Source organism: Streptococcus suis, assembly GCF_016743335.1.
Lineage (GTDB): Bacteria > Bacillota > Bacilli > Lactobacillales > Streptococcaceae > Streptococcus > Streptococcus suis_Y.
Window position 1 is genome coordinate 1 of record NZ_WCJE01000098.1, and the last position, 840, is coordinate 840.

General features: G+C 37.6%; 1 protein-coding gene. It reads left to right on the forward strand.

Going from position 1 to position 840, the window contains the following annotated elements; genetic code table 11:
- Positions 1-154 precede the first annotated feature (154 nt).
- Positions 155-793, forward strand: coding sequence for a redox-sensing transcriptional repressor Rex (locus F9856_RS11980; RefSeq protein ID WP_002935251.1), 639 nt, complete (start codon positions 155-157; stop codon positions 791-793).
- Positions 794-840 lie beyond the last annotated feature (47 nt).

Genomic DNA, 840 nt, shown 5'->3' on the forward strand with positions numbered 1-840 from the left:
CTTTACAAACACTAGATTAGACAGTTTCCTGTTTAATCTTTTTTTAAAATCAATCTGTTGATTTTTTCACAAACTTGGACTAGAATAGAATAAAGAACTGTTTAATATATAAATAATCGATAAAGCGTATTCTATCGAAATAAAGGAGTCTAAAGTGAAAAACGATAAAAAATCTGATATTCCACGCGCTACTGCCAAACGTCTATCCCTCTATTATCGCATTTTTAAACGTTTCTATGCAGGAAATATTGAAAAAGCTAGTTCAAAAGAAATTGCCGAAGCTATCGGAATCGATTCAGCTACCGTCCGCCGAGATTTTTCCTATTTTGGAGAGCTTGGTCGTCGTGGCTTTGGCTACAATGTCAAAGAGTTGATGGATTTCTTTGCGGATATTCTAAATGATACCTCCATCACCAATGTTATGCTTGTTGGTGTTGGGAATATGGGGCGGGCCTTGCTACACTATCGCTTCCACGAACGAAATAAAATGAAAATAGTCATGGCTTTTGAAGCAGATGATAATCCAGCTGTTGGAACGACAGATGAAAATATCCCAATCCATGCAATCTCAGAAATCAAGGAACGTATCAGCGAAGCAAACTCTCAGACAGCCATTCTAACGGTACCCAGCGTCAAGGCACAAGAAGTGACCGATATTCTTGTTGAAGCTGGTGTCAAGGGAATTCTGAGCTTTTCACCAGTTAACTTGTCTGTCCCAAAAGATGTCGTTGTCCAGTATGTTGATTTGACTAGTGAATTACAGACACTACTCTACTTTATGCGAAAAGGATAAGCAATGAAAAAACCAGTTATTGGTATTTCTGGAAATGAATATAAAAC